The following is a 19,781-nucleotide window of genomic DNA, read 5'->3' as shown; positions in this document are numbered from 1 at the left end:
GCGGGCGAGTTCTCGGTGCAGGGCCGTCTGCCTGCGGCTTTGGTCGGCCATGCGCCGGGATGATCAGCCGCCGATCAACCAGGTGCCGCTGCGGTCAAGCCGCGGCCATACCCACTGGTCACCCTGCTGGACCATGCCGGTGTTGTCGCTCAACTGCTGCTGCAGTCCGGTCAGGGACCCGCTGACCTTCTCCGCGAAGCCCAGGGCCGCGGCGACGGCTGCGGCAAGGAAACCGAGGCAGGCGAGGGCAGTCGCACCGACGTCCACCGGTGCTGCGGGCGCTCCGATGATCGACGCCAGCAGCCCGGCCGCGACGATCACGCCGGCGACGAACGACACCACAGCCGCGACGACCGCCGTCCAGAAGGCGATCGTGCCCCAGGCGAGATCGTTGAGGGCATCCTGCACCGACTCGGCCATCGGTTTGATGGTGGCGATCGCACGTCCCTGCGCCTCGGCCGAGCCCCCGTACGCCCGGGCGGCCGAACCCGTCCACTTGTCGTCGGCGTGCACGCCGTAGGCCGTGGCCTCACCCTGGATGTTGCTCACGGGCGCGCCGACGTGCGAGTCCCACATGTCACCGATGCGGAACAGGGCGCTGACGTCACCCGGCTGCGACAGGAACTTCTGCATCTCGTTGAAGACCTTGTTGTACGCGTCGAGGGCTTTGTTCCAGGCGAAGATCATGCCCTTGCAGATGGGGCTCGGGATCCAGCGCATGACGTCGTTCATCTTTTCGGCGAACTCGTTCATCTCGCGCTGGAGGTCGTCGAGCGTCTCGTTGATTTCGGTCATCAGGTCTTCGTAGGTGGCGCTGAGGCCGCCCTGGCCCTGGGAGCTCAATTGCCCTCCATCGTGCTCGCGGTGCGGATGGCTGCACGCTCGTCAGAGCGTTCGTAATCCTCACGCGCCTGAATGAGTGCGCCGGCGATCTCCTCGGTGGCTGCGGCGCCCTGGGTGAGCATCGAGAGCATCAGCTCTTGCACCTGGTTGTACTTGGTCCCGACGCCGTTGCCCATCGGGATGTAACCGATCTCGAAGCCGGAGAGGCCGAGCCCCTGCGTCTGCCGGCCGGCCTCGCGCAGGACGGCGGCTATGCCCATCCATTTGCGGACGTCCTCGTCGATCGCCGCATAGGCGACCTTGACCTCTTCTTCGTTCGGTGGCGGTGCCATCTTTCCTCCCGTGGAGTGGTGCTGCGTTACTCGATGAGGCCGAGGCGCCGGAAGACCGTGACCGGATCGGCGGTGGCGGCGCGGGCCGCGGCGATCGCGGGCATGCTGGCCAGAGCCGCGGCCGACTGCTGGGCAGCGATCGCGTAGGCCCGGTGAGCGGCGTCGCGCACGGCGTCGGCCAGGGCCTGCCCGGTCGGGTGCTGGTTGATCCAGCGCCGGCTGAATTCGATCGACGTGATCCGGCCGCCGGTCACTTCCACGGTGACGTGGTCGCCCGGGCCCCCTGCGACTGTTTTCTGATCGGCCTGACTTTGCACGGTCTCCCGCAACTGCCGGAGTTCACGGCGGGCCTGCCGGAGGGTATCCAGGGTTCGCCTCAGCTCGTCGGCTTGCTCGTCCCAGCCCGGCGCCTTGCGGCCACCCGGCCCTGCACCACGCAGTGGGTCCGGCGCCGGAGGCGGCGGGAGCGCGGACTCGGAGCGGGCTTCGGTGCGCTCCGCCCAGGCCCCCACTCGGTCGGTGCAGGCGGCGGCGTACGCCGCGCGGACGGCAGCGCCAATTTCATCCGGTCCGATAGTCCGCCACCAGTGCGCACCGATCTCCAGACGTTGCAGCGCGTCCGCGTGATCGACCTCGACACGGACCAGCCGTGACTCGTCGTGACCGACGCCGACCACACCTGTGGGGTCTGTCTCCCACGCGGCCTGCTCCGCGGCGCCCAGCGCCTGACGGAGATCATCATCGAGACCCATTCGCCTCTCCTTCGGTTCGAAAAGGCTCAACAGCGGAAGCTAGTAGCAACGACACCATGGCGCCTACCCCGACTCAGGCCGGTGCCCGTCCGGACGCCAGCATCTGCAGGTGCTGCGCTACCTGGGCTGCGCCGGGAGCCTGCGCCCCGGCGAGGGCGCCCGCGAGGACATGAAGCTCCTGTGGGGGCAGCGGAACGCGCTCGGCGTTACTGAGTCGCATCCGGACCTCGCCCTCGTCTCCGATCACAACCACCTCGGGAATCTGCTCGCTGGTCGCGACGCCGGCCTGGGGCGGGGTCTTCCACCGGATCCGGGACGGCTGGATCGAGACTGACCGGGCCCGGGCGAGATCAATCGTCCGGGAACGCCGCTCCCGGACCGTCAGGAGGGTCCCTTCGAGCCAGGCGCCCATCATGGCGACCGTTCGAAGGTTGATCACGATCCAGGCGAGCATCCCCCCTGCCAGCACGGCGACGAGGACGATCGGGATGACGATCAGCACCTTGCCGTCCGGGCCGGGCTCGTCGAATACCGAGCCGATTCCCCCGCCGACGATGGCGCCGAGGCACCCGGCCGCGGGTACGCCGAGAAGACCGCCGAAGGTGAGCAGCAGCAGGCGGGTCGAGCGGCTGGTGGTGAAGCCGTACGAGAACTGGTAGCGCGATGGCGAAGGCGGCACGGGACCGATGATGGCAGATGGCCGCCGGTCACGGTGCCCCGGCGGCCTACCGCGGATTCATGGTGCTCATGTGGTCGCGGGCCAGCAGGGCGCCGGACCACTTCCCGGCTGGGCGGCACCGGTACCTGGACCGCGCAAAACGGCGGTCGTTGCCGTGAGCTGGCACTTTGAAGGATCGGGTAGGTTGCTCGGCGGTACTCGTTCGCGCGGGAGTTCGACACTCACTCACGCCGCGCGCGATGCCGCCGACATAGGCTTACCCCGGGCCGCTCCGCGGCAAATCACTCCGCGTGACGGTGGCGTGGGAAAATTCGGTTCTCAGGGCTCATCCCAGATGGTTGGGCTGTGGCCTGGGCTGCGATCCTGATTGAGTGACGACGGTCGTTGAGGACATGGTCTGCACGTGGGCGCCGGACGACTTCTGGCAGGCGGCACGCCCGTTGATTCCCGTACCAGCAGCGCGACCGCAGGGCGGCGGGAAACGGCGGGCCGACGACAGGGCGGTACTCGCGGCGATCGTGTACCTGGTGCAGGCCGGCTGTTCCTGGGCCAAGCTGCCCGCCGCGATGTTCGGGGTCAGCCGTTCCACCGTGCACCGGCGTTTCACCGAGTGGACCCACGACGGTCTGTGGGTGCAGCTTCACCACAGTTCCTGCACCGGCTCGGGATGATGAGTGAGATCGACTGGTCCCGGGTGATCGTGGACTCGATCAGCCTCCGCGCCCAACAAGGGGCGACGAGACAGGCCCAAACCCGGTCGACCGCGGCAAACCCGGCTCGAAGATCCACATCCTGTGCGACCGGACCGGCCTACCGCTGACCGTTCTGGTCTCCGCCGCGAACGTACCGGACGCGCAGCTGCTGCTTCCGCCGCTGGACTCGATCATCCCGATCCGCGGCAACCGGGGCCGGCCCCGGCACGTTCCGGAGAAGTGCACGCCGACAAAGCCTATGACGTACGGGCGCTACGCGCCGAGGTCCACCGCCGCGGCATCGGCGTACGGATCGCCCGCAAGGGCGTGGAGTCCTCCCAACGACTCGGCCGGCACCGCTGGATCGTGGAGTCGTGCCTGTCCTGGCTGCACCACAACCGACGCCTCGTGCGCCGCTACGACCGCAAAGCCGAACACTTCCAAGCCTTCGCCGACCTGGGCTGTCTCCTCCTGGCCTACCGCCGACTGACCAAACACAGCCATCTGGGATGACCCCTTAGTCGACGTACGGCGCGACGCTCTGGCCGGGGGCGGCCTGCGCGAGCGCCTGGTCGTACTCGCGCCGTGCCTGCTCCGAACGCGCCTCGGCCTCGTTCCAGAGGCGGATCGCCTCCACCGCTTGCCGCTGAGCCCATTCCAGCACATCAGCGTACGTGGTGAGCGCATTGGCGGCGGTCTGCAACGAGTTCGCCGCGTCGTACCATTTGGTGGGCCCATAGCTGAACTTGTCGCAGAAGGCATCACCGGCCTTGCCCTGCCACGCGCCGGTGTCGATGTCGATGTCAATGAGCCCGTCGCCCGCCGACTCGGCACTCGCCGCGCGTGCGTCGAGCGTCTTCGCGTTGGCTCGGACAATGCCGGGATTCCCGGGTACGAGCGCCGTCGCGTCTTGTGTCTCGCCGAGCTGAGCCACCGGTGACCTGCGTTCCCGGGTCCGTCGTGAGCCGGGCGGCGGCCGCTGAATCAACCGCCCGATATGCCCTCGACGCCCGATTCAGGATGTCGCTGACCTTGCCGGCGGGTGGGGGCAGCGAAGTCGATCAGGGAAAGCAACAGCAGTGCCGAACGCCAGCAAAGTTCACCCGCCACCGCCCCGGCCACCCCATCACCCCACACCGGACGCGGCCCGGCCTGGTCGCCCTTTGACGGTGCCGTAGCGGCCTTGGAGTTCGAATTGACCGGAGTCGCCGGCTGGCGCTACCTGCCAGACCTGCGCCCGGTTGCCGTCTTTGCAGGGCTCGAGCGCCAACGGTAACTGCCGGGTGTCGGTCACGCACATGCCGGGCTGGGCCATCGGGATGATCAGTACCGAATTTCCGCGGTCACCGGCACATGCAGGGCTTCCAGATGCTTAGCCTCGAGGTCCGCGGGGCACATGGGCAGTAGCAGCCGCCGAGTACCGAGGAGCTCACCGTGTTTTACAGCCTGTTCCGGCGCTTCGTGGTGATGTCGATAGCCGTTCCGCTGGCCGCGGCAAGCGCCCGCAAGCTCGGTGACGTGCTGGAGTCGCGGCGCGGCCGCAATCGCGGCACGCGCCTGCTCCGCCAAGGTGCTGACGTTCTGCAGGGACGCTTCGGCCGGCAGTCGAAGCGCCGGCGCTTCACCTTCGGTCGCTGACGCTATGTTCGTGCTCTTCGGATTCCGTACCCGGGAGCGTCCGCTCTCCTCGAGCCCCAGGGTGTGCGAGGTGTGTGGGGTATCGGCGCGGCAGGTGCTGGTGAAGCGGTCAACGATCTTCACTTTGTTCTTCGTTCCGCTCCTGCCGGTGGGCCGGGGCACCTACCTGCTGCAGTGCGCCTACTGCGGCGCCGTGCGCAGGATGGACAGAGGCGCGGCCGAGCGCCTTGCGGCATAGCATGCCGCTGCGTCGCGCCCCGGGTCTCCTCCTCTCTCTGCGTCCGCCGGGTTCCGGTTCCCGGCCGAGGTGATGCGGCCACAGATCGGGACGGCCCTGTGCCAGCGTGCCCCGCAGCGCTGCCGTGTCTTTCGCGCCGGGGTATCCGGCGTCCAGCCGGGCCGCCGCGCCGGCATCCGCGCGCGCATAGTCCCGCTGCGCCGCGTTGATCTGCGTTCCGGTCTCCTGGGTCAGCTCTGCCAGCTTGCGGATGGCCTTCACCAGGTTCGCGTACGCCTTGGCATGAGGGCCGAGCATCACCATCAGTTAGCCCTCGCCGTGATCGACAGGTCGCAGTGTCGCTCCGATAACGTCATCCCGGCGCCGCGCACGCAACCGCAGTAGGAGCAGCTCATGAGTGATCAGGCCCCGGTTCGCTGGACCTGGGCATGATCCGGAAGCCCGCCGAAGCGGGTCAGGCCCAGGTGTGGACGGTGGGCTTCGCATACAAGCCGATGGGCCTGCGCCCGGCGCGGATGGCTCTGGTGCTGTGCACCGCCGGGCACAGCATCCCGGACCTGAAAGCTTCGGGATGCTGTGCGGCAATGAAGACCACTATGCTGACCGACCGCATCGGTGTCCGGGCCAGATCCAGCGAATTCCTCGTGTTCGGAGCTCGCGCAACAGGCGCCTACGATGCGGCTGAGCACTGGAAGGCTACCAAGGCACGGCACCTGCGGCAGGTCGCTGAGCTCGCGCGGTCGTCCTGAACCCTCCGGCGGCGCTGACGCACCATCTCGCCGACGGCCATCTCACCAGGTCGTGTGCCCGGAACTGGCCGCAGACAACGTGCGGCTCCTGACTGCGAGCAGTCACTCCCGGCAGAAGCCGCAACGTCTCCGTCACCAGGTACGTGGAGACCGCCACGATAACCCGTGGCTTTGACCAGGGCCCGCTTCCTGTCTGCGCAGGAGCGGTCACCAGGTAGCAACCTGAGCCGATTGGCGGGCGGCTGACTCGCCGTCACCGGTCCCATCGACCCCATGCCCCTCGACGGGTCCCGGCGGCCTGGAGGGCTTCCGGCAGATCACCGGCCATCATAGACGGTGCTTCGCGTGAAGCCCCCCAGTGAAATTCGGGCGCGCGGCCGCGCTTGGTGTCGCCGGATGTGGTTGAATCGCAACTGGACGTTCAATCGATGTCAGTAGATTGGCGGCGCACACGGGGTGAGGGCGTGCGGGTCGAGATCCTCGGTCCGGTCCGTGTCTGGTGTGAAGGCACCGAGCTCGACACCGGTCCGCCCCGGCAGCGGGCAGTGCTCGGGCTACTCGCGGCGGCGTGCGGGCAGCCGCTGTCACGGGCGGAGCTCGTCGATGCGCTGTGGGGGGATGCGCCGCCGCAGAGCGCGGTCAACATCATCCAGACCTACATCAAGCACCTTCGCCGGGCACTGGAGCCCGACCGGCGGCCACGTTCGCCGAGTCTGATCCTGCCGGGTGTGGGGAATGGATACGCGCTGCGCATGCCCGCCGGCGGAGTGGACCTCCAGCAGTTCCGCGATCTGGTTAACGCCGCGGCGAACGAGCAGCGTGCGGGGCACCCATCTCGGGCCGCTCTGTTGTTCGGCGAGGCGCTCGCCCTGTGGCGTGGCCCTCCGCTGGCAAACGTCGCCCTGCTCGCCAGCCATCCGAAAGTCCTCGCTCTCGTGGCGGAACAGCACAACACGATCGCCCGTTACGGCGACGCCATGCTCGCGGTGGGTGCCGCCAGCGAGGCCCTTCCCGCACTCGTCGGGGCGGCGGCCGCGCAGCCGTTGGATGAGGCGGCCCATGCCCGCCTGATCCGCGCGTATCACGCTGCTGGACGGCGGGGACAGGCCATCGCCGTCTACCACACGATCCGCGCACGGCTCGCCGACGAGCTGGGCGTCGACCCCGGGCCGGGACTGGCTGACGCGCACGCCGCGATCTTGCATGAGGATCAGGCGCGCGCATCGGTTCACCTCGCCGTGCCGGTGAGCCCGGCGGCTTGCGCACCTGGCGTACCGGCCCCGCCGGTACCAGCTCAGCTGCCGTCGGATATCGCGGCCTTCACCGGCCGCGACGGCTATCTGCGCGAGCTCGACAAGTTGCTGCCGGGTACGGGCGCCCCCCGGCCGGGGGCGGTGGCGATCTGCCTGATCCAGGGCACCGCCGGGATAGGAAAGACCACGCTCGCCGTACGGTGGGCCCAGCGGGTGGCCGACCGGTTCCCCGATGGCCAGCTCTACCTGAACCTGCGCGGATTCGACCCCACCGGACGCGTCGTATCACCGGCGGACGGGATGCGGCTGCTGCTCGAGGCGCTGGGGTTGCCGCCGCAGCGCCTTCCGGGCACGCTCGACGCCCAGGTGGGCCTTTACCGCACCATGCTCTCCCGCCGGCGGGTACTGATCCTGCTGGACAATGCCCGCGAGGCTGAGCAGGTCCGCCCACTGCTGCCCGGCTCGTCCGGCTGTCTCGTCGTGGTAACCAGCCGCAACCAGCTGACTGGCCTGGTCGCCGCCGACGGTGCCCAGCCGCTGACGTTGGAATTGCTTTCCGGGGCGGAGGCGCGTGCGCTTCTCGCGCGCCGCCTGGGCGAGGACCGGCTGGCCGGGGAGCCGGAGGCGACGGACGAGATCGTGCGTGAGTGTGCCGGGCTCCCCCTGGCGCTGTCGATCGCGGCCGCTCGTGCCGCCGCTCGTCCCGGCTTCGGCCTCAAGATTCTCGCTCAGCAGTTGCGCGAGGCGCGCGGCGGGCTGGACGCGTTCGCCGGCGCGGACGCCATCACCGACGTGCGGACCGTGTTCTCCTGGTCGTATCAGGGCCTGGCCGTCGGCGCGGCGCGGCTGTTCCGGCTGTTGGCATGCCACCCGGGGCCCGTCATCACGCTGCCTGCCGCCGCCAGCCTGGCAGGGGTGCCGGTCGACCGGGTTCGGCCCAACATCGCCGAGCTCACCCGCGCGCACATGCTTGTCGAGCAGACCCCAGGTCGCTACGCGTTTCACGACCTGCTTCGCGCGTACGCCACCGAGGTCGGCGACGCCGGGGACACCGTGGACGAGCGACGCGGCGCGCTGCACCGCCTGCTCGACCACTATCTTCACACAGCGAGCGCCGCCATGCTGCTGTTGAGGAGCCCCCAGCTCGACCCGAACGCCCTCGATCCGCCCCAGCCCGGCACGGCGCCGGAGACTTTCGCAGACGCGCGGCGGGCGGGGATCTGGCTTGCCGCCGAGCACCGCATCCTCTCAGCCGTCGTCATGCATGCGGCCGCAGCCGGGTTCGACCGGTACGCCTGGCAGTTGGCCCGGACCCTCGTGGAATTCATGGACTTCGCCGGGCACTGGCACGACCAGATCACGGTGCAGCACATCGCGCTCGATGCCGCACGGCGGCTGGACGACCGGCACGCACAGGCCGGCATCCACCGGGTCCTCGCCCGCGCGCACGCTCGCCTCGACCGGTTCGAGGAAGCGCACACCCACGCCCAGCACGCGCTCGAGCTGTACGGCGAGTGCGGCGATCAGGTCGGGCAGGCCGACGCTCACCGCTGCTTCGGCTGGCTGCTGGGCCGCGAGCACCGCCACAGGGAGGCGGTCGATCACCAACAACAGGCCCTCATGATGTTCCGAGCGGCCGCGGACCGGGACGGCGAATCCCGGGCGCTCAACGCGCTCGGCTGGAGTTACGCCATGCTCGACGAGTACGGACAGGCCCTCTCCTGCTGCCGACGGGCGCTCGTGCGGGCACGCGAGATCGGCTACCGCCACGGCGAGGCGATCGCATGGGACACCATCGGCTACGCCCTGCACCACCTCGGCCGCCACCGGCTCGCGGTCCGCTACCTCCGCCGCGCCATCACCCGGTTCCGGGAGGTCGGTGACCGCTACTTCGAGGCGGAGGCGCTCACCCATCTCGGCGACACCCACGACGCTGCGGGCCACGTCGACCAGGCACGCGGCGCGTGGCTCCGGGCGATAGCCATCCTGGACAAGCTCGGCCATCCCGACGCGGACCAGGTGCGTGCCAGGCTTCGCGGCCTAACCGCTGACGGTGACTCCGCATCGACGACACGCGATCACCGGCGTGGGGACGGGGGTCCCACGTCGGCACCGCATCCGGCACGGAGGTTGCGCCAGCGACGCTCAGCCGCCATCCAGTGGATATCCAGTCGCCGGACCTAGCTTGGCGACGGCCGGCCTGGCGCGGAAGTGGACGCGGTGGAGGTGCGGCTGCCGGCGGCGCCGCCCGGCGTCGCTCATCGGGCAACGGCTTATGGAGGAATCATGCACAGAGTGTCCGCCAGATGGCTGCCTGGGCGGTGGCGGCGGTTGTTTGCGCTACTCAGCATCGCCGTTGCGGTGGTGACTCTACCCATGTCCGCCGCAACGGCCGCGGCTGCCACCACCACGCTGCGCAACTTCGACGCCGTGACCACGGTCGAGCGGCAAAACGTGTGGTATCACATGGCGCTGATCGGGGACAAGTACGTCATCTTCAATGACCGTGGCATCATCGAGGGTCCGCAACTGATCCGGCTGAAGTGGCCGTTCCTGCCGGAGCGGTTCACTCACGACGTCGACTCCGCCGGCATCGCGTTCAGCCGCTCGGGATACTACTGGCGGCACACCTGGACGAAGGGCAATGAGGTCATCGTCTTCGAGGACGCCGGCATCATCCCCGGACAGCAGTTCCTGCCGCAAAGCTACGACGGGATCAGCGACTTCAACAACTCCACCACCACCTACTTCCCGATCTCCCACATGGTGGTGAAGGGAGGGAACTTCGCGTTCTTCAACGACACAAATTACGCGGTGACCAGCGGCTCCATCAGCCGGGAATTCCCCTTCCTGCCGGAGTATTACACGTACGGCCTCGACGACATCTCGGTCGAGCGAGAACCGTCCGGCAGCCTGAATTACAGCTTCTACAAGGGCAACGAACGGCTGATCTTCCAGGACGGGCGGATCATTGAGCTCGTCAGACTCGACCTCAAATGGCCATTCCTCAACCCGCTGCGCCAACAGCGGAAGATTGTCGGCCATTGAAGTCTGACCGCATCACTTCCCCGGGCAACGAGTCTGCAAAGGAGTGTCGAGTTGAGAACCAGACTGCTACGCGGTCTCGCCGCGTCGATATTGGCTTTGACGGTAATCCTGCCGGGTACCGCGCAGCCGGCGCAGGCAGCCGACGGCGTGGCCATCAAGCTGTTCGATGTGCTTTCCGCTCTTGGCCGGCTCAGGGCCGGAAAGGCCTCGGGCGCCGATCTCAAGCCATTTATCCAGTTGGCCATCAGCGCCGTTACCACGTCCCAGAACGAAGTCATCAAGCACATCGACGCGATCGTGGCCGCCGAGGTTAAGGCCGCGGCCGACAGCGCCAGCACCGAGTTCACCGACATTGAAGGAATCATCGATGACGAGCTCGGCCTCGAACAGTGGACGCGCGACGTGGCCCGGGCTGGGCGGAAGGGCGCGGGGCTGCTGACGTTGGTGGACCGGCCGTCAGCCGAGCAGATCGCACAGGCCGTCATCCAGCTGTACCAGATCGCGCTGGTAGGCGCCGATTTCGTCGGGAGTAGGCCGTACCTCATAGCCGTAATGCGGGAATACGTCGCGGCCAACAGGCAGATGATCGAGACGCTCGAGCCGGACTGTAAGTGGATCAACACGAAGACGTTCCCCGGCGGTTACCAGCGGGATTACCGATGTGTGGCCGCCAACAACGTGGACGAGGTGACGAAGTCCGAACAGGTCATCGGGGGCCGGTACTACCTGGGACCGGTCAACATCGACGCGGTCAAACTCGAGGCCGGCCAGAAGTCGAGCTGGATCGTGGCCAAGGAGTACCTGCCCATGCTGGAACAGGAGCTGAGGAAGCTGGAGGAACAACAGTGAGGACAAGACTGTTGTCTCGTGCGACGGCCGGCCTGCTGGCCGCCGCCATCGGCGTGGTCGGCCTCGCCCCGCCGGCACCAGCCTCAGCCAAGGCACCGGCCGCCACCGCTAACGCGTTTGCCTTCGACTGGGTCAGCGCCGTCGTCGCCGTAGCCGGCGCTCTCTACGGCGCAGGCGGCGGGGGCAACCTTGACGCGGCGACGCAGCAGATCATCGGCGCGATCGAGGCGTCCGAGGCAAGGATGCTCAACCACATCGACGCGATCGCCAGCGCCGAGGTGCAGGCCTGCGCCAGAGCGCACGCGATCGAGCTCTCAGACATCAACACCATGTCCACGTCGGTACGTCAGCTATGGGCGCAGGAGGCCACCCGGTGTGCCGCGCTGGCCACCGCGTACCTCGACGCCGTCGTGAGCAAGAACTCGGTCGACAACCTCGGCCACGTCATCGGTGAGATCTACGCGATCGCGATCGCCGCCCGCGTCAAAGCCAACCTGCACAACGGCGTCGACTTGTTGCTGCGCGACCAGGTCCGCAGCTACGAGGTCGTGGTAGCCAAGCTAGCGCCCTCGTGCAATGAGCAGCGATATGTTGAGCACGACACCCAAGGCCGCGTCGTCACCGTCGAGATCCACTACACCTGCGTCGCGTACAACGGCGACCAGGCGACCGACCACGAGCTGTACCACCTGGGCAAGCTCGTGGGCCCACCGCTCAACCGTGACGCGGTCGCGAACAACGCCACCCGCAACACGAGCCGCGCCATCGCGCTCGAAGCCCTGCCACGGCTCAGAAGCTCGATGCCGTAGCCACAGATGGTGGGTGGAGGGCGAATCGATCGGCCCTCCACCCAGGTTCATCCGGAACTGTGAGGCGTACCAAGGATCTTGGACATGTCCTCCGAGTTGAGAGGATGAGTCCATGCCCGAGCAACGCCGTCGGTTCAGCGCACAGTTCAAGGCCGAGGCTGTGCAGATGGTCATCGAGACCGGGAAACCGATCGCGGAGATAGCCCCCGATCTGGGCATTCATGACGGCACGTTGGGCAGTTGGGTGAACGCCTGGCGGCGTGAGCACCCTGACCCTGACCAGCACACCGGTCCGGTGGAGGCGGCGCGAGTGAAGGAGATGGAAGACGAACTTCGCCGGCTGCGGATGGAGAACGAGTTCCTGAAATAGGCCGCGGCCTTCTTCGCCCGGATGCACCCGTAGCCGTGCGGTGCGCGCTGATCGACGCGGAGAAGGCCACCTATCCGATCGCGTTCATGTGCCGGCTGCTGGGCGTGCCGCGGGCAACGTTCTACGCCTGGCGGGCACGCGCCGAGACGGCCACCGCCGCTCGGCGGCGCCAGCTCGGCGAGCATGTCCGGCGCGTCGGCGCACGACCGGGCCCGCAACCCGCACCGCGCCGGAACCGCCTGGACGCTACGAACCGTCGCCGCGGCCCTGGCGAACCCGCGCTACACCGGCCGACAGGTATGGAACCGTCAGAGCATCGACCACCACGAAACCCGACCTGGGGACAAGGGCAGCCGGCCACCGGGGAGCAAACCCACCCGCACCTGGAACCCACGCAACCAATGGGAGATCTCCCCTCTGGATGCGCACCCGGCGCTGGTCAGCGAAGCCGACTTCCTCCATGTTCAGCGAATCACCGCGCTCGCCACGCCGGACGACGGCAACCTCGACCGGTACCGGCTGACCGGTCCGCTCATCTGCGGGCTCTGCGGACGCCGCATGGAAGGGCACTGGGCCCACGGCCGGGCCCGCTACCGCTGCCGGCACGGCCACGCCAGTGCCAGCGACGCCGACCCCGACCGGTTCAAAACCCTCTACGTACGCCAGGACCAGCTCATCGACCAGGCCCGCACCCAACTGGCCTATCTGATCGGGACCGACCCGGACGCGATCGACGCCATCGACCTCGCCGGACAGCTCCGCGGCCGCGGGTTCGCGATCGCCTGCACCCCGGTCAGCATCACCCTCGACACCGGGCTCGACGACGCAGAGACCGAGCCGGAGGAAGCAGCCTCAGCCGACCAGGGTGAGACAAGTCATCTGGCAATGCCCGGACTGACCACGCTGGTCCTACCGCAGGCAAGAAGACCCACCGAAGCCGTCCATAAAACGTGAATGACTTTGGTGGGGTTAACGTGTCCGAGTCGCACACCGCTGACGACCGGCGCAGTGCGTCGGCAGCGGAATTGTGGCTGGACGTCACCCGCTAGGTGGTGCCCGGCGGCCCGCCGCCAGGGGGCGCGCTGACCCCGCCGCCGACTGGCCCGAACGCCCGCAGGCAGGTAAGGGCGCCGCAGGCGCCGCCACCATCAGCCACACCATCGCCCTCCCGAGGAAGACGGTGGCGATGCCGACCGGCGGGGCCCCTCGCGGGACCAGGGCCGGGTCGGACACGGCGCGGGGAGCGCAGTGCGCCCGCCCTGCGCGGGCACGGCCACCCGAGGCGCTTGACCGCGGCACCCCCAAGCGACCGGTCGGCCGACGGCCCGGCCGAGCGCGGGTCCGGCCTTCCGGGCATGTGACTTGACGTCATCCTGTAACGAGGCCCCGGCGTGCGGGCGGACGTACGCCCGGCCGCGGAAAGACTGGGCGTACATGCCCGCCGATGTGGCGGCAGGCGACTCAGCTCCCGCACCACAGCGGTGCGGGGAGTGCTTCTGATCTGGGAGCGCGGGGCGCGCGCTCAGCAGGCCCGAGGGCCTCCGCGTCCATGGTGGGGGCGAGGCGTCCGGTCTGCTGGCTGATGTCGGTGAGGGTCAGCAGCCGGTGGTGCTGTCACCGGCGTCGGTGGCGCAGCTCGAGGCCGTCGGCGGTGTCGTCGTTGGCCTATCTCGGGTGTCGACGTTGTCGTTGCCGAGCCCGCCCACCGTACAGATTGTCGGTGCTGGCGTGGTCGTAGGAGGTGTCGCCGCCATTCTCGCCGTACAGGTTGTCCCGCGGGGACCGCCGTTGAGGGCGTCGCCGCTGAGATCGGGGATAGACAGAAGGTCGTCGCTGCCGCCGAACAGGCGTGAGCAACGTCCGCATCTCCGTCAACGACCCGACCCCGATGCGCCGCGCCGGCATCCGCATCATCTGATCACCGATCATCGTCTTGGTTCTAACCTGCGAATTGAAATGCTCGCCGGCAACACCTGCTACAGCCGTTGAGTCGGCGGATCATGGGCGGCTACCTCTCCCAGGACGCTACCGGAGTGCGCGCATTCGCACCTGGTTTCGCAGTTCGGGCGGTACAATGCCTGGCCAGAATTTCGCACTCTCGGCGGCGCTTGCAGCGGTCGCCGCCCTGATCGAGCTATGGCCCGGCTCCCAGTGGCGGGCCTGCGCCGCCGAGTACCGCGACGGCCTAACTCAGACCGGCCTTGGTCGCCTTGATGCCACGATGTCGGCGCTGGATCTCATTCGGGCAGCAGTATTGATCCGGCTCCGTGTCTGGCTTCTCAGACCACGGATGTTGCACGTAGTGCTGCATGGCGTCATCGCGTGCGTCGCGTTGGTTAGTGCGGTCGGTTGGGAGTCCCACATCACCGGAGTCCCGGTGCCCAAGGATGTAATTGTGTGGTTCATCTCTCTCACCTTGGGGCCGCTGCTGGGGGAGCGGGTGGCGCGGCTGATAACCACCGATCAATGGCAGGTCCGCCTCATCGTTGGACTTCTTGTTCTGTATCTCTCGATCGCTTACGTCCCGGCCTTCGCATTGGAACTTTACGCCTCCAATTGGGACGATCCCTACATGGCTACATGGTGCGCTGCAATCGCGCTCAGCCAACTTCTCGCCGTCTTCGTCGGCTACCGGTGGGCATGGTGTAAGGCCGTGTGCCCGACGCGCCGAACTGGAGAACCAGAACGTAAAGATGCGCGATAACCGCGGCAGACACCAGGAGGTGTGTATCCGATGCCCGCATGGCTGATCGCTCTTATCGTTGTCGCCTCGCTCGTAGCGTACCGGTGGTGGCTCAATTTCAACCGCGAGGCCATGGACCGGCACGGACCTCAAGTGCTCGACAAAACCCCCAAGGTGGCGGCGAGTTACCGGCCACCGTGGGGGCAACTCTCACCGCGTCTTCCGGCGAGCGAGGTCGAGACCGACGCCAACGCCGACGCCGCAGGCCAGGGCGCCGACTGATTTTCGCCATCGACTACGGATGCCATTGTCATCGAACATTCCCACAGCCCGCATCCCGTCCTGCTGGGCAAGCGTGCGCAGCAGGGCGATCTCATCGGCGATCTCCCGCTGCTTGCTGTCGTCGAAGAAGTATCGAATCCCTCCACTCCCGACAGGTGTTGAGCAGCCCCACCCGGCCGTACATCCCCCTTTCGGGGCGTTCGTCTTGCTGACGGGACCAACGCTGTTTGACTAGCGCATCCGTTACACCAAGCAGCGGATACGGTCCTGCGGTCTCCCGGACGAGGGGCGGAGGTCACATGATCGGCATCGTCCTCATCGCACCAGTACGCGCCTACCGCGACGCCCAAGCCGACGTGATCAATTCAGAGCCCGGGTGTAAACTCATCGCGCACTCCGAGTCTGGCAGCGAGGCGATGGCCCTGATCAGTCCACGCAAGCCAGCCGTTGCCCTGCTCGACTTTGGCACCGACGAGCTGATGCCAGTCCTGCTCGCGCTACGACGCAGCACGCCAACCACGCGGCTGCTCGGCATCGGCGTCCGGGCCGAACACGCCCAGGCCGACACCGTGGTGCTGGCCGCCGAGTCCGGCGTCCAGGGTTTCGTAGACGCTGACCAACCGCTGATCAACATCGTCGGTGCCATCCGCCTGGCGGCCGCCGCGCAATCGCCCTGTACCCCACGGATCGCGACGGTGCTGCTGCGAGCACTCCAGCGTCCGCCCACACCCATCCTCCGCCCGGTGCCGCATCCGTTGCTACCCGCCGGGCGCGACGCCGCCAGTTCACCAGCAGGACCCGGGGCCGGGTCGGGTCCCGGGTCATGGCGGCCTCCGCGGGGCTCGGAAACACGTCGTCACCCCGGTGGTAGGTGTGGAAGATCGTCACGGTGCGGCCGGTCCGGTCCTCCCACGTCCGCAACGCCCGGTCCCGCGGCACCGCGCTGAACCCACCGGCGGCCGCGCCCCAGAGCATGCCGCAGCTCGGCATGAGCTTGCGGTCGGTGACACACGCGCGGGCCGTGGGGGCCACCGTCGGCGAAGGCACCGGCCGCGGATCGGCTCCGCCGCAGGCGGCCGGCACGGTCGCGGCGAGCGCCGCCCCCGCAGCCGTCAGACATCTGCGCACCGCCATTGACCACCGCGCCCTCGAACCGAGCATCGCGGACGGCAGCGCCGAATCGACTGCCGACACGACGGCGCAGGCTCAAGTACGCTCGCGCGGGTTCTCAATGCCAGCCGGTGCAACCGTCACGACGATAGGAATCGCCGACGAAGTCCACGACGAAACAGGCCCGGACATAGTTCCGGAACGACCACATGGTGGTCCACACCTGCGCGCCGGGAGTCGGGTTGGCGCCGTATTGGGTGGTACCGCGGGAGACCTCCAGGACGAACCCGCAGGGGATCCACATCGGGCGGCAGCTTCCGTTGGTGACCCGCGCCCAGGCCGCGTCGCAGCTGCGGGAGCGGCGCAGCTCGATCAGCGCGCCGCGCAGGTCCGGACTCGATCCGTTGTAGTAGAACGAGGAGATCGTGTCGGCACTGCAGGAATAGCGACTCGGATCCTGACCGTTGCACGATGACTGGTAACAGGTCGGCCCCGCCGCCGCGGGACGCGGCGCCGACAGCGTCAAGACGGCCGAGACGACGCTGATGAGAACGGTGGCGGTCAACCGGTACGTGATTCGCATTTTTCTCCCCCATCACTCGACATGCGGAAGGTGAGAATGCGTCGTCGGGCGGATGCAGCGGCGGGGCATTGCACGGCTCCCCTAGGCATGCAATGCCGGGTCGTCCCGGGGCCCGGATCGGGGACGGTGAGGTTCCACCGACCCGCACAGACAGGGGGAAGACCGATGACAACCCGCCGCGCAGTGCTCACCGCCGGAGCCGGCACCCTCGCCGCGTTGGCCCTGCCGAGGCGCGCCGCGGCAGCCGTGCCGCGCACGGCCGCGGACCGCACGCTGGCGTCGCGGGTCGCCGTGACCGGCGACCAGGTGCTTCGGCCGGAGAGCGCCTTCCCGTTGAGCCATCTCGTCGTCCGCTGGAAGGGGACCGGCCGGCCAGCGATCTCGATCCGGTACCGGACCGGCTGGTCGTCCCGGCGGGTCGCGACACCGGTCGGCTCGTGCGGGCCGGGCGCCGGCCCGGTGCACCGGGCGTTGCTGGAAGTGCCCGCAGCGGTGGGGTACGAGCTGACGTTCGTGGGCGGGGCGGCCGCCGGCGTGGAGGTCACGGAACTCAACACTCTCGGCGGGCCGTCCGCGCGGGCGTTGGCCGTCGGCGGGACGTCGGTACGCTACCTGAGGAGAGCCGCGTGGGGCGCGGACGAGTCCCTGCGCCTGGAACCCGACGGTAGTCAGACCTGGCCACCGGCGTACTTCCCGGTGCAGACGCTGACGGTGCACCACACGGCGACGTCCAGCGGCGACCGGAACCCCGCGGCGACCGTGCGGGCGATCTACTACTACCACGCGATCACGCAGGACTGGGGCGACATCGGCTATCACCTGCTCATTGACGAGGCCGGCACGGTGTACGAAGGGCGCTGGTCCGGTACCGACCCCGCTCCGGTCTTCGGTCCGGCCGATGCGGGCGGCCGGCCGCAGATGGTCAACGGTGCCCACGTGCTCGGTTTCAACGCGGGCAACGTCGGCGTCGCGCTGCTCGGCACGCTCACCGACCGGGAACCCACGGTGGTCGCGCGCGAGGCGCTGACCCGAGTGCTGGCCACCCTGGCGGGGCTCACCCAGCTGGATCCGCTGAGGGTCGCCGGCTACGTCAATCCGATCACCGGCGCGGCCCGTACGGTCGATGTGATCAGCGGGCACCGTGACTGGCAACCGACCATCTGCCCGGGTGATCGATTCGCTGCGCGGCTGCCCGCACTGCGGCGCGACGTCGCGCGCTGCCGCACCAACCAGGTCTTTTGGTAAGTGAATCCGCTGATTTCCGACACATCACTGTACGAGCTCCGCCCGGTCCGGTGACGATGTGTGCGTGTCAGCAACGCCGTTGACCACCTACATCGGCTGGCTGCTGCGGACCAATCGGCGGCTGGGTCCGAACCCGTCATTGCGCTCGGGGCAGGAGTTCGCTCGCGCGTTCCGCCGCGACGGCGAGCGACCGCTTGCCCCGTCCCAGATCACCCGGTGGGAGAAGGGCGCGCTCCCGGTGGGCCGGCCGACGATCCGACGCTACGAGCAGCTGCTCGGACTGCCAACGGAGTCGCTGGTCACCATCAGCGACGCGGCGCTAAGGACGATCCCCGGGCCGGGCCGCCGGTCCGCGCCGGTGGACCAGCCCACCGTCGTCGCACCACCCACCGAGGAGCTGCACGATCTGCTCGATCGTGCGGCCGATCCGGGTGGCGCCATGACCGGGGTCAGCTGGGGGAAGCTGACCGACCTCATCGGTGCCCAACCGGCGTTGGTGCTGCACCCACCGAAACTGTGGCAGGACATCGCCGAACAGCTCCTGATGGAACTGACGATCGCCCAGAACACGGCATGGCTACAGCGCAACGAAGCGGTCAGCCGGCTCCTCGAGCACCCGGTCGCGGGTCCGTTCCTGGTCGCCGCATGCATTGCGCTGGCCGAGGACCCGTCCTCGCCCGTCGTGATCGAACCGCTGGCGCTTCTGTCGGTCACCGCGCACCCGGACGCGAACCGCTACGTGCTGTCCCAGCTGGAACGCCCCGCCACCGAACGCGCCTGCTACGGCGCCCTGCTGGCCGCCGTGCACAAGATCAGGCACGGTCACTTCCAGACCGAACTGGCGCGCGTGGTCGCGTGCATCGGCCGGCTGCTGGCCGACCCGGGCCTGACGCAGGTGCTGCGGCCGCTGGTTACCGAGGTCGCCTCCGCCGTCGTCCGCCATGCACCCGGCGCGGCGGCCCGGCTTCGACCCCCCGGAGCCCGCGCCTGCCGGGCGTCCGAGAATCCCGATGCGAATCTGGGGCAGGGGCCCGGTCCCCGCATCGCCGCCGCGGCGCAACGGTGCGGGCCGGACAACGGCACGGACGTCGACGACGTCCTGACGGATCTCGTCCGGATGGTGGTCGGCGGCACGGATCCGGACCAACGGATGATCGCGACGATGCTGATCGCGAGCACGCCGTACCGGCAGGCGGTGGCGCAGGCCCTCCTCGGTGAGATCACCGCCAGCATCGCGCGCCGGGCCGACGACGGGCACGAGATCTCCTTGCGCGCGCTCACGAATCTGCGCGTGGACATGCATCGCCCGCTGCTGTACCGGATTCTGTCCGGACCGGCCTTCCCAGCGCAGCTTCGCTACAACGCCGCGTGGGCCATCCCGCACTGCACCGGAACCTTCGCGGCGGAGCAGTGGCACACCATTCTCGCCTGTCAGCGCGCGGCATGGCGGTCCAGCCCGTCGGGCCCGGGCGAGGGGATCCTGCACGGCCTCACGTACGGCCTGGGCACCGAGGGCCATCGCGGTGTCCTCGTGCACATCCGCGATGACCCGTCGATGCCGTCCTCCTCACGCATGACGGCCCTGTGGCTGCTGAACACGGTCCCGCCGGCGCAGTAGCGCCGTTC

Annotated in this window: 20 protein-coding genes and 1 pseudogene; 15 read left to right on the top strand and 6 right to left on the bottom strand. The window is 68.5% G+C overall.

Annotation, left to right across the window (positions count from 1 at the left end; genetic code table 11):
- Positions 1 to 63: 63 nt before the first annotated feature.
- The 4 genes from ACMCNO_RS13345 to ACMCNO_RS13330 form a co-directional block, all read right to left on the bottom strand.
- Positions 64 to 843: a hypothetical protein gene (locus tag ACMCNO_RS13345; protein WP_412749737.1), complete on the bottom strand. Its 780-nt coding sequence runs from the start codon at positions 841 to 843 to the stop codon at positions 64 to 66.
- Positions 840 to 1,175 carry a hypothetical protein gene (locus tag ACMCNO_RS13340; protein ID WP_412749736.1) on the bottom strand — a complete coding sequence of 112 codons (336 nt, stop codon included), beginning with the start codon at positions 1,173 to 1,175 and terminating at the stop codon, positions 840 to 842. The genes ACMCNO_RS13345 and ACMCNO_RS13340 overlap by 4 nt, the downstream gene beginning before the upstream one ends.
- A 26-nt stretch (positions 1,176 to 1,201) precedes the next feature.
- The gene (locus ACMCNO_RS13335; RefSeq protein WP_412749735.1) at positions 1,202 to 1,927 is read right to left on the bottom strand and encodes a hypothetical protein; all 726 of its coding nucleotides are present in this window, start codon (positions 1,925 to 1,927) and stop codon (positions 1,202 to 1,204) included.
- A gap of 73 nt (positions 1,928 to 2,000) precedes the next feature.
- A complete protein-coding gene (locus tag ACMCNO_RS13330; RefSeq protein WP_412749734.1) occupies positions 2,001 to 2,606 on the bottom strand; it encodes a hypothetical protein in 606 nt (201 codons plus the stop codon).
- A gap of 392 nt (positions 2,607 to 2,998) precedes the next feature.
- Here ACMCNO_RS13330 and ACMCNO_RS13325 point away from each other — a divergent pair.
- Positions 2,999 to 3,811, top strand: a pseudogene (locus ACMCNO_RS13325) (IS5 family transposase).
- A gap of 4 nt (positions 3,812 to 3,815) precedes the next feature.
- Here the strand turns inward: ACMCNO_RS13325 and ACMCNO_RS13320 are convergent.
- Positions 3,816 to 4,232: a putative T7SS-secreted protein gene (locus tag ACMCNO_RS13320; protein ID WP_412749733.1), complete on the bottom strand. Its 417-nt coding sequence runs from the start codon at positions 4,230 to 4,232 to the stop codon at positions 3,816 to 3,818.
- A 500-nt stretch (positions 4,233 to 4,732) separates the two neighbouring features.
- Between ACMCNO_RS13320 and ACMCNO_RS13315 the strand changes: the two genes are divergently transcribed.
- From ACMCNO_RS13315 to ACMCNO_RS13260, 12 genes are all read left to right on the top strand, one after another.
- Complete coding sequence (locus ACMCNO_RS13315) at positions 4,733 to 4,936, top strand: hypothetical protein (RefSeq protein ID WP_412749732.1); 204 nt, start codon at positions 4,733 to 4,735, stop codon at positions 4,934 to 4,936.
- 4 nt (positions 4,937 to 4,940) lie between these two features.
- Complete coding sequence (locus ACMCNO_RS13310; protein ID WP_412749731.1) at positions 4,941 to 5,174, top strand: zinc-ribbon domain-containing protein; 234 nt, start codon at positions 4,941 to 4,943, stop codon at positions 5,172 to 5,174.
- 428 nt (positions 5,175 to 5,602) lie between these two features.
- On the top strand, positions 5,603 to 5,923 hold the full coding sequence (locus tag ACMCNO_RS13305) for a hypothetical protein (protein ID WP_412749730.1): 321 nt from the start codon (positions 5,603 to 5,605) through the stop codon (positions 5,921 to 5,923).
- A 464-nt stretch (positions 5,924 to 6,387) separates the two neighbouring features.
- On the top strand, positions 6,388 to 9,360 hold the full coding sequence (locus ACMCNO_RS13300) for a BTAD domain-containing putative transcriptional regulator (RefSeq protein ID WP_412749729.1): 2,973 nt from the start codon (positions 6,388 to 6,390) through the stop codon (positions 9,358 to 9,360).
- Between the two features lie 36 nt (positions 9,361 to 9,396).
- Positions 9,397 to 10,224 (top strand): hypothetical protein, encoded by an 828-nt coding sequence (locus ACMCNO_RS13295; protein WP_412749728.1) that lies wholly within the window; start codon positions 9,397 to 9,399, stop codon positions 10,222 to 10,224.
- A 51-nt stretch (positions 10,225 to 10,275) separates the two neighbouring features.
- A complete protein-coding gene (locus ACMCNO_RS13290) occupies positions 10,276 to 11,073 on the top strand; it encodes a hypothetical protein (protein WP_412749727.1) in 798 nt (265 codons plus the stop codon).
- Positions 11,074 to 11,084: 11 nt separating this feature from the next.
- Positions 11,085 to 11,882: a hypothetical protein gene (locus tag ACMCNO_RS13285; RefSeq protein WP_412749726.1), complete on the top strand. Its 798-nt coding sequence runs from the start codon at positions 11,085 to 11,087 to the stop codon at positions 11,880 to 11,882.
- A gap of 112 nt (positions 11,883 to 11,994) precedes the next feature.
- Positions 11,995 to 12,252 carry a transposase gene (locus tag ACMCNO_RS13280; protein ID WP_412749725.1) on the top strand — a complete coding sequence of 86 codons (258 nt, stop codon included), beginning with the start codon at positions 11,995 to 11,997 and terminating at the stop codon, positions 12,250 to 12,252.
- A 183-nt stretch (positions 12,253 to 12,435) separates the two neighbouring features.
- Positions 12,436 to 13,206 carry a recombinase family protein gene (locus tag ACMCNO_RS13275; protein ID WP_412749724.1) on the top strand — a complete coding sequence of 257 codons (771 nt, stop codon included), beginning with the start codon at positions 12,436 to 12,438 and terminating at the stop codon, positions 13,204 to 13,206.
- A gap of 1,120 nt (positions 13,207 to 14,326) precedes the next feature.
- Complete coding sequence (locus tag ACMCNO_RS13270) at positions 14,327 to 14,956, top strand: hypothetical protein (RefSeq protein WP_412749723.1); 630 nt, start codon at positions 14,327 to 14,329, stop codon at positions 14,954 to 14,956.
- A gap of 30 nt (positions 14,957 to 14,986) precedes the next feature.
- Positions 14,987 to 15,217: a hypothetical protein gene (locus ACMCNO_RS13265; RefSeq protein WP_412749722.1), complete on the top strand. Its 231-nt coding sequence runs from the start codon at positions 14,987 to 14,989 to the stop codon at positions 15,215 to 15,217.
- A gap of 299 nt (positions 15,218 to 15,516) precedes the next feature.
- On the top strand, positions 15,517 to 16,164 hold the full coding sequence (locus tag ACMCNO_RS13260) for a hypothetical protein (RefSeq protein ID WP_412749721.1): 648 nt from the start codon (positions 15,517 to 15,519) through the stop codon (positions 16,162 to 16,164).
- A gap of 281 nt (positions 16,165 to 16,445) precedes the next feature.
- Here ACMCNO_RS13260 and ACMCNO_RS13255 read toward each other — a convergent pair whose 3' ends face one another.
- Positions 16,446 to 16,910 (bottom strand): DUF2690 domain-containing protein, encoded by a 465-nt coding sequence (locus tag ACMCNO_RS13255; RefSeq protein WP_412749720.1) that lies wholly within the window; start codon positions 16,908 to 16,910, stop codon positions 16,446 to 16,448.
- Between the two features lie 165 nt (positions 16,911 to 17,075).
- Between ACMCNO_RS13255 and ACMCNO_RS13250 the strand changes: the two genes are divergently transcribed.
- On the top strand, positions 17,076 to 18,155 hold the full coding sequence (locus tag ACMCNO_RS13250) for a peptidoglycan recognition family protein (protein ID WP_412749719.1): 1,080 nt from the start codon (positions 17,076 to 17,078) through the stop codon (positions 18,153 to 18,155).
- A gap of 64 nt (positions 18,156 to 18,219) precedes the next feature.
- On the top strand, positions 18,220 to 19,773 hold the full coding sequence (locus ACMCNO_RS13245) for a hypothetical protein (RefSeq protein ID WP_412749718.1): 1,554 nt from the start codon (positions 18,220 to 18,222) through the stop codon (positions 19,771 to 19,773).
- Positions 19,774 to 19,781: the final 8 nt, after the last annotated feature.

The sequence above is a fragment of the Krasilnikovia sp. M28-CT-15 genome, assembly GCF_047159595.1.
In the GTDB taxonomy this organism is placed as follows: domain Bacteria; phylum Actinomycetota; class Actinomycetes; order Mycobacteriales; family Micromonosporaceae; genus Actinoplanes.
Note: the sequence above shows the minus strand (reverse complement) of the source record. Positions and strands in the feature narration are given on the sequence as shown.